This window comes from Microcoleus sp. N9_B4 (genome assembly GCF_036701635.1).
Lineage (GTDB): Bacteria > Cyanobacteriota > Cyanobacteriia > Cyanobacteriales > Microcoleaceae > Microcoleus.
Map to the genome: position 1 here is coordinate 1 of NZ_JAUBRC010000094.1, position 7,498 is coordinate 7,498.

General features: G+C 48.4%; 9 protein-coding genes and 1 pseudogene. 1 reads left to right on the forward strand and 9 read right to left on the reverse strand.

Annotation, left to right across the window (positions count from 1 at the left end):
• From QUA43_RS30280 to QUA43_RS30305, 6 genes are all read right to left on the reverse strand, one after another.
• Positions 1 to 356 (reverse strand): hypothetical protein (locus QUA43_RS30280; RefSeq protein WP_333379430.1); only part of this gene is annotated, 356 nt, incomplete at its 3' end.
• Between the two features lie 8 nt (positions 357 to 364).
• On the reverse strand, positions 365 to 748 hold the full coding sequence (locus tag QUA43_RS30285) for a hypothetical protein (protein WP_333379431.1): 384 nt from the start codon (positions 746 to 748) through the stop codon (positions 365 to 367).
• The gene (locus tag QUA43_RS30290) at positions 745 to 1,089 is read right to left on the reverse strand and encodes a hypothetical protein (RefSeq protein ID WP_333379433.1); all 345 of its coding nucleotides are present in this window, start codon (positions 1,087 to 1,089) and stop codon (positions 745 to 747) included. Before QUA43_RS30290 ends, QUA43_RS30285 begins: the two co-directional genes overlap by 4 nt.
• 158 nt (positions 1,090 to 1,247) lie before the next feature.
• Positions 1,248 to 2,198 (reverse strand): hypothetical protein, encoded by a 951-nt coding sequence (locus tag QUA43_RS30295; protein WP_333379435.1) that lies wholly within the window; start codon positions 2,196 to 2,198, stop codon positions 1,248 to 1,250.
• A gap of 197 nt (positions 2,199 to 2,395) precedes the next feature.
• A complete protein-coding gene (locus tag QUA43_RS30300; RefSeq protein ID WP_333379436.1) occupies positions 2,396 to 5,161 on the reverse strand; it encodes a virulence-associated E family protein in 2,766 nt (921 codons plus the stop codon).
• Positions 5,162 to 5,272: 111 nt separating this feature from the next.
• Complete coding sequence (locus QUA43_RS30305; protein WP_333379438.1) at positions 5,273 to 5,737, reverse strand: hypothetical protein; 465 nt, start codon at positions 5,735 to 5,737, stop codon at positions 5,273 to 5,275.
• Here QUA43_RS30305 and QUA43_RS31020 point away from each other — a divergent pair.
• Complete coding sequence (locus QUA43_RS31020) at positions 5,701 to 5,781, forward strand: SWIM zinc finger family protein (protein ID WP_445302022.1); 81 nt, start codon at positions 5,701 to 5,703, stop codon at positions 5,779 to 5,781. The two genes, QUA43_RS30305 and QUA43_RS31020, sit on opposite strands and share 37 nt — an antisense overlap.
• 621 nt (positions 5,782 to 6,402) lie before the next feature.
• Here the strand turns inward: QUA43_RS31020 and QUA43_RS30310 are convergent.
• From QUA43_RS30310 to QUA43_RS30320, 3 genes and pseudogenes are all read right to left on the reverse strand, one after another.
• Complete coding sequence (locus QUA43_RS30310; RefSeq protein ID WP_333379440.1) at positions 6,403 to 7,011, reverse strand: hypothetical protein; 609 nt, start codon at positions 7,009 to 7,011, stop codon at positions 6,403 to 6,405.
• Positions 6,999 to 7,268, reverse strand: coding sequence for a hypothetical protein (locus QUA43_RS30315; RefSeq protein WP_333379441.1), 270 nt, complete (start codon positions 7,266 to 7,268; stop codon positions 6,999 to 7,001). The genes QUA43_RS30310 and QUA43_RS30315 overlap by 13 nt, the downstream gene beginning before the upstream one ends.
• Positions 7,265 to 7,498: pseudogene (locus QUA43_RS30320) on the reverse strand (hypothetical protein); the annotation flags it as partial. The pseudogene QUA43_RS30320 and the gene QUA43_RS30315, both read right to left, overlap by 4 nt.

The window sequence follows — 7,498 nt, forward strand, 5'->3', positions numbered from 1 at the left end:
TCCCCATCTGACACGGCCGCTTCATAGCCCCGGTGATATTTGTGTACCTTCGCGTCCGAGTCTTCGATACTACCTGCCGCTTCATAACCGCGCTTAGATTGCTGAGCACCTTTTTTCTTTTCCTTGGCTAGCTCCTTCATCGCGTCGGCCTCTTCCTCGGTAAAGTAGCGGGGTTTTTCGATGATCGGAACCGACCGCTCGCCTGCTGCAAACTTTCCGGGATTGAGCGGACTAATTGCATTGGCGCTCGTGGCCTTCATAACCACTGATTTGTCGATGTTATGACCCCCGTCGTGGACTAAGCCACCGCCGGACTGGGTAGCAGCTTGATTGCCACCACCTAGAAGTTTTTGCATGAGTCCCATTATTTTGAAGCTCCAATTTGAATGTTGATGCGGACAGGTGGGAGTAAATTAAGCGGATTGATTCGCGGCCAAAGACTTAAAAGCAGCACAGACAGTCCCGCCGATGCGAGCGTGACTGCTATCAGTTGCCCAAAATCCACCCATTCCAGCAAGTTAATCTGACGTGGGCTCTCAGCCGGAACGGTCGAGCCGTCAATAGACGTGATTTCAGGTTTGCGATCGAACTCTAGACCGTGCGCGAGTAGCAACTTTTCCCACGTTGCCGTCGCCGTGAGTTTTCCAAAGGTTCGCGCTTGCTCGTTCGTGAGATTGCAATCGTAAGCGAGTTGTTTGAGGTGTTCAATCCGGCGGCGTGACCGCATCGGAGGGGCTGGAGAAATCATGTGCCCCCCATTTTGCTCATAGCAAGAATTAGCTGGAATACTCGCTGCGATTCCACCAGGCTCTCCTCGACCTCTTTGAGCTGACCAGGAGAATGCTCAAACCACTTGTCAAGAAATAGCGAAACCTTTTCCGCTCGTCTACCTCGGATTCCTGAAAGGAAGAACTGGGCAACAACAATGAACTCGTGCTGCAAGCGAACAGAGTCAAGTTCGTCCACAGCCCTCGCAAGGCTCCAGTGAAGTTCCTCAAGTGTTTTGCGATCGACTGTGACAAACTCAACCGAGTCGCACGTCAATAAGTTTTGCGATCGCCCCTGTGGGCAATCACCTGAAATTGTCATAATTGTTAGGCTCCAGCGATTGTGACTTAATCGGTGGGGAAGCTCGTGACTTGGCAGGCGGGTCCAATCGCTTGTCAGTCGCGCATCAATCTTCCTTAAACTTACGATCGCAGTATTACAGCCACCTTGTCAAGGGATGGCTGTAAAGTTTTGTCGCCTCAACCTTCCAAAATCTCTAGAATGGCTGCTATGTCTGCCGAGTCGGTTTTTGATTTTTTCCGCTTGGCTCTCAACTGGTTTAGCAGGTCAGCCACGTCGGGAAAGTCTTTCCCGGCAATGGCTGATTTTTGTTTTAGGTCAGCGAGCTGCTGATTCAATTCTCCGATTTCAAGCCTTAACCTAGATTCTGCGGGGTTGGGTTTCAAGCTGTAGCCGCGCTCCAATTCCCGAATCTTGTCCGACTGCTTGAGCATAGTTGCCTTTGCGTCTGCTAGCTCACACCTAGCGTCGCTCAGTTCTTGCTGCCAGCGAGCTTTCTCAAGGTCAGTCGAGCGTTGTTCGCGGTGCAGTTCTGCCACCGCATCTTTCAGCTCCTTCTTAATTTGGGCAATCTCTTCTCTTTCTGCCTGCAAGTTACCTAACTCAATCTGCAACCCGCTGTCTGTAACTTTAATATCAGGGTTGGGTAACTCAAAGGAATCACTCGATTCTAACTTTCCCGGCAGTTCTCTCCGTAAAGCTTCTAAAGATTCTTGCAGCGTTTGCACTTGCAATTCTAAAGCCGTCAATCTATCGCCGTCGCAGCTATCTGTAACCCCTTGATTAGTCCTCCCTGTAACTTCTGTAACCTCTGTAACTTTATCTGTAACTCGTGACTGCGAGGGAGTGTTCAGAGCTTCGGCAATCTCTTCAAGCTTTGCCGTGTTTAACTCTGAGCTTTTGCCGATGTACTTTTTATGTAGCTTGCCACTTTGTTTTCTGTAACCGTACCAGTAATCCCCGCCCTTGCCTGATTCCTTGCGGACTGTGTAGGGCTTATTGTCGGCGCTTGGCTCAAACCTGAAAGAGCCGATTGACTCTAACCATGTCAAACCTTTGGGGGAGTCTAGCTCAAACACCTTGCCGCCGTCTGCCTCTATCAATCCCTGTATCACCGATGGAATTGCCATAAGTTACCTATCCGTTACTTATCGGTATCTGTAACTAATATAAGTAACTTATAGGTAACTGTCAAGGGTTACAGAAAAGTATTTTTTAACTGTAATCTTATTGACATTGGCACACAGTCGCACAGGAAGTGCACACCCTCCCGGCGACTGCAATTTGCGGAATGAAAGTAGAATCTCGGAAGCGAGGAAGCGAGGAGCTAATTCTTCATTGGCATCAGGTCAGAAACCTCAAATTCGACCTCCAGGATATTATTGACAAGCTCGTCAAGCTTAACCAGGTAGGTCATACCAGCACTGCCGTACCAAGGATCTACAACTGTACCCTTTGCGCCGTTATACAGGCTGCCAGCATTCTTAATCCAAACTCGATCACCTATTTCAAAAATTGCGTATTCACTTGGTGGACTCACCTCTTGTTCAAAAAGAGGTGAGTCCGGGGGTGAGTCCGGAGGTGAGTCCACATCTAATCGTTGCCCTGTCAGAGTTTCGCTAATTTCAGAATAGCCGGACTCACTGGACTCACCATTTACCCCAAACTTTACAAAGGTTTCTAATTTTTCTGACATTGCATCTTGTGAGTAAGCAGTGTGTTCAAAATTTTTAGGTAAGTTTAATAAAAGAGGTGAGTCCAGTGAGTCCACTTTTTCTAAAACACTTACAGTCAAAGCATTTGAAGCCGGACCCACCCCGGACTCACCTCTTTTGTGGTTTTCTTCTAAAACACTTACAGTCAAAGCATTTGAAGCCGGACTCACCTCTGGACTCACCTTTTCCCAATACCAGTCTCTTTTGCCGTTGTTCCGTTTGCGAACTCTTGTCCACCCATTCCGGCGTAAGATGGCAGTTACACGCATTTCCTCTCTCTTGCTCTGTTTTGCTAGTTCTAGCCCAATAGCCTTTTCTAAAAGGTCGGAGATGGTATAAGCAGCTCCATCCTGTAGGTGTTTCAAGATAGCTGCTTCCCAAACATCGGTGATTTGATGGTTTTGGTTAGCCTGTGCAAGGAAAGCGTCTTCTTCGGATGTTAGCCACCATTTTTCACCTGATTTGTAAGCCAGCAGTGCAGCGCTCCAGATTGCATCTCGCTCTTGAGTTAGCAACTCAACATCAATTTTTTTCTCAACTGGTACTACCCAAAATCGGCGGTTGCCTGTCTCGTCAGATAAAAACTCATCCTTGTTTGTTGAGCCGACAATGATGCTCGCTCGTGGGAAATCTTGAGTATCGCGGTGGTAAGGCGGCCGGAGCGCGTCAACCGAACTGGATAAAAAAGCTTTGGTGGACGATACGTCGCGACGGCTGAAAATACTCTCAAGTTCACTCCATTCAACAACCCACGCCCGGTGCAACTTTAAGCGCTCGTCTTTGTCCGACACAACACCCACGCTGTCGTCAAAGTAAATGCCACCAGCAAGAATTTTAAAAAAGGTAGATTTTAGGAACCCTTGGTCGCCTTGCAAAATCAGGGCAGTGTCTACCTTGCAACCGGGCGACAGAGCACGGGCAACGGCACTAATTAAAGTTTTGCGAACGAAGGATTGATAGATTGGCAAGGTAGCGCCGAAATACCGCTCGGCAAGGTTGTCGAGAATGGCTGTATTTTTAGGTTGCGGTAGGGATAGTAGGTACTCTTCAATGGGCGAGTAAGCATTTTGATGGGCGAGTTCCATCAATATGTCCTGTAAATCTTCCCTGCCTGACCGCGCCAGAATGCCGTACTTGGTAGCTAGTTGAATTTTGGCGCGGTCGATCGACACTGGCTGACCGTTGATTTCAATTCGCTTGCTCAGTTTGTTGAGCCGAATGCGGTTGCCAAAAAATGCTGAGATTTTGTTGTAGTCCTGGATTAGCTTGTCGTCTGACCGCAAAGCGTTGTTTTCGGTTGGCGTGTCGAGAGTTTCGTTCGAGCCTTTCTCAAGTAGCAAGTCCTGGTCAGGCGATTTTGTCGCTAGAGGTTCTAGGTTTTGAGTCTGTGCTGCAATTTCTGCATTCATCCGGGTCAAGAATTCATCCGGCCCGATCGCTTCTAAAATTTCTCGGATGTCGCCTTTCTCTGGGATGTCGGGGTATATCTTGCGCGGGTCAATTACTACACAAGGGAATTGGATGTGTCGTGCAACCAGCCAAACTTCTTGACCTTTTTTAATACCCGTATCATCGTTATCGCGTAGCTTTGCCAGAACCACGTTTTTACCTGTAGCTTGCAGTGCTTCCAGCATTATTTGAATTTCAGGGTGGCTCCAATTCGAGCCTTGCATGGTTAGCCCTGCGATGCTGTAACTTCTTGCTAAATCAACGTTTGGTTCTCCTTCTGGCATTAGGATCGCAACGGGTACACCATCGGGGGTGGCCGCCAAGGCTTCAACTACTTCATCTATTCGGTAAGCGGGCCAGCGAGCCTCACCTTTTGTCCGAACTTTCTTGCCGTCAGTGTCTATGTGAAATTGGCTGTAGGTTTTATTGTGTCCCTTTGGATTGTCGGCATCTGGCCATTCGTATCGCACAGCCTTTTGATTGCTGCTGTATTCGTAAGTAGTTTGGGTGGCGTTGGAGGGAACACGTTTTGGGGCATCTTTCGCTAATTGCTCTGGCTGTGGTGATTGTCCGGGGGCGGGTAACATAAGAAGTTTTGCCCCGATCGGAATTGGTGCAGGTGGGTATTCTTTTTTCTTTCTGGCTTTCGGTTTTTTTGCGACCTGCGAGGGCTGCTGTCCGTTGCGTTCTGCCAAGAAATCGTTCAGCGGCCGAATAGCTTCTCGGATGTCTTTAGTGCTGCACCCGCCACTCCAGCACTGATATGCTCCCTTTTTCGTGTCAACAGTTAGCCGATTGCCTCCGCAAACTGGGCAGGTGTAAGAGTCTTTGCCTTTGCCTGGTTCTAGTTTCTCTAGATGGTCGCGGATATCAAAACTATTGGAGGTAGTTGAATTTTGCCCGTTAGTCGAGGTATCATTGGTGTACATGAAATTTAGCTCGCCCCAAGACGAGTTGAATGTGGATAATCCTCAAAACCGCTGAGCTTCAGGTACCAATTGAAAACAGCGGTTTTTTGGTGTCTAGATTTTTTGGAAAGTTTAAAGCGTAATTGGCGCCGCCCCGTTAGTAGGCAGAGCAATAGAGTCGCAGCGTTGTCGCGTCGGTGGCCAGTATTTCTCAATAAGTCGGCACTTCACCTCCTCAAGTACAAGGTCTATTTTTTCAGAGACTTGATTGTTACGTAAGGATGGCTTTAGCCAACGCAGCAGACGTATTCTAGGCTGGCAAGAAGCCTCCGACACCGCCTTAACAACGAATGTCCAGATTTCAGCTAGCATCTTGACCGCTTTCACGAAGTTAGCGATCGCTTTTTTGGCTATTCGTCCAGTCTGTTGTAGGCTGCGAGCCGTCCAATTGGCATAGATTTTTATTTTCCCAACAAAGTCGCGCTGATTTCGCGCTCTCTTTGCCCGGTCGCCAATTTCGCGAATAAGTAAGGCCGAGAACGTTGGTCTGACTTTTTTAGTTGTCTGCCGTAGCAGGCGAAGTAGCCACTTGTTCATGTGATTATTTTAGCGGCGGATGGGATTGCGAACACGGATTTTAATTAACTCTGTTCTGCAGGACACCTATAGGTATCCTTTTTCATTAAGTACGCAAGAATGCGGGTTTTGAGTATTTTGCAATAGTCGCCAATCCGTAAGAACCCTATAGGGTTCTACTTTTCTTTTGTTGATAAATATGCAGGGTGCGGGGAGTGCTAGCACATCACCTCGACCAATTCAAGAGGCATAATTGCCATAAAATCTAGAACGCGCTTTGTGCATGATTTTGAGCTTATACAGAAAAATCTTACCTATAGGTAGTAGCCTCTACTCGTCATTACTGAAAATCGAACCCTATAGGGTTTAATTTTTATTTCTCACTACTAATTTTTTGCTTGTTTTGGGTGTATACCGGGTATCACCTATCCCGGTACGAACTCGCGGCCGGGAGGCAGGCCATACGCCAGCCCCCTTCCGCCACGCAGTTGAGTGATTTCTAGTTGCACTCGCTAAGCGCCGAAGGGTTAACCCTTCGTCCGCAGAGTTCACCTGTGCTCACCTGCGTCTGTTCGTGTTTAGTTGTACTCGCTAAGCCTAGAAGGGTTAAACCGTTCTAGGACGCAGTTCACTTGTTTTTAGTTGAACGCGCTAAAAAGGGAAGGGTGTCACCCTTCCAGCGCGCGCTATTTGTCTTCAGCATCCTCTCCTTTGACGAAGGGGAGCAAAACTTCATACTCTGCCTTTGCATCTCGGTAGGCTTGGCTACTGCCGGCAGACACTCCCCACACCTCCTTAAGGATTTTGTTTTTGCCTGTGATACCCCTTGCGTAGCACTTGAGAATTGATTCGATTTGTTCTTGTTGCCTAGTGGTTAAAGTCTTTACCGCCAGTTCGCTAGAACCGCTAGAAGTCCTGAGAACTAACAGTTCTAGCGATTCTCTAATCGAATTGAGTTCGACTTCTTGTTCGTCGGTTCGCTCGTCAGTTCGATCGCCTGAATTAAGAATTGCCTCGGCTTCAATCCGTCGCTGCTGTTCGCTGACATAAATTTCTGTTGCCAGTTCGTCAGCCACATCAGCGTTAATTGCCGCTGATTTCATGGCCTCAAATTCCTCGACTTGACTGAGCCGGACAGCGACTCTGCGAGCTTCAAAGCAGCAAGCGAACGAACCGAGCAAAGCTAATCCAGTTGTGAAATTGTGCAGAGGTATTTTTTTGCTGAGTACAAATGGCGGCGCTAGCCACAGAGTAAAAGCAGAAGCCGTCAACACTGAGACTTTTAAAATCGACATAGCATCACCCCCAGCCCGACCGCTGCTGCTGCAAAGCCCAAACACAAAATCCCCTGCAAGTCGATCGCCTTAATGCTCAGTTTTTTGACCAACCAGTCGTCGAGCATCCAACTGAGCATCCACAGGCAAGCGAAAATTACGTAACAAGCCCTGACAAATGCCAGAGCATTAGAGTGCAAGGAAGCTATCCAGCTTAGGAAGCTGGAGGCAACCGCAACCATCAGAAAATTGTTGAAGATTGCGATCGCCCTGGTCATCCTTTTGCCCCTTGCAACTTGGCTTTAATTTCACCGATGCGGGTTTCTGCATTGCTGGCAGCCTGGTCGAGGCTCATCCCTAAACGAGCATAGGCGGGGCGTTGAGCGTGCAAGTGTTTGCCGAGTCGAGCATCGGCGCGCTTCTTCTTGAGTTCCCCATCTGACACGGCCGCTTCATAGCCCCGGTGATATTTGTGTACCTTCGCGTCCGAGTCTTCGATACTACCTGC

What these genes read in the sequence shown, in the direction of transcription:
- QUA43_RS30295 (WP_333379435.1), bottom strand. Translation starts at nt 2,198, where the DNA reads ATGGCAATTCCATCGGTGATACAGGGATTGATAGAGGCAGACGGCGGC.
- QUA43_RS30310 (WP_333379440.1), bottom strand. Translation starts at nt 7,011, where the DNA reads ATGTCGATTTTAAAAGTCTCAGTGTTGACGGCTTCTGCTTTTACTCTG.
- QUA43_RS30315 (WP_333379441.1), bottom strand. Translation starts at nt 7,268, where the DNA reads ATGACCAGGGCGATCGCAATCTTCAACAATTTTCTGATGGTTGCGGTT.
- QUA43_RS30285 (WP_333379431.1), bottom strand. Translation starts at nt 748, where the DNA reads ATGATTTCTCCAGCCCCTCCGATGCGGTCACGCCGCCGGATTGAACAC.
- QUA43_RS30300 (WP_333379436.1), bottom strand. Translation starts at nt 5,161, where the DNA reads ATGTACACCAATGATACCTCGACTAACGGGCAAAATTCAACTACCTCC.
- QUA43_RS30290 (WP_333379433.1), bottom strand. Translation starts at nt 1,089, where the DNA reads ATGACAATTTCAGGTGATTGCCCACAGGGGCGATCGCAAAACTTATTG.
- QUA43_RS30305 (WP_333379438.1), bottom strand. Translation starts at nt 5,737, where the DNA reads ATGAACAAGTGGCTACTTCGCCTGCTACGGCAGACAACTAAAAAAGTC.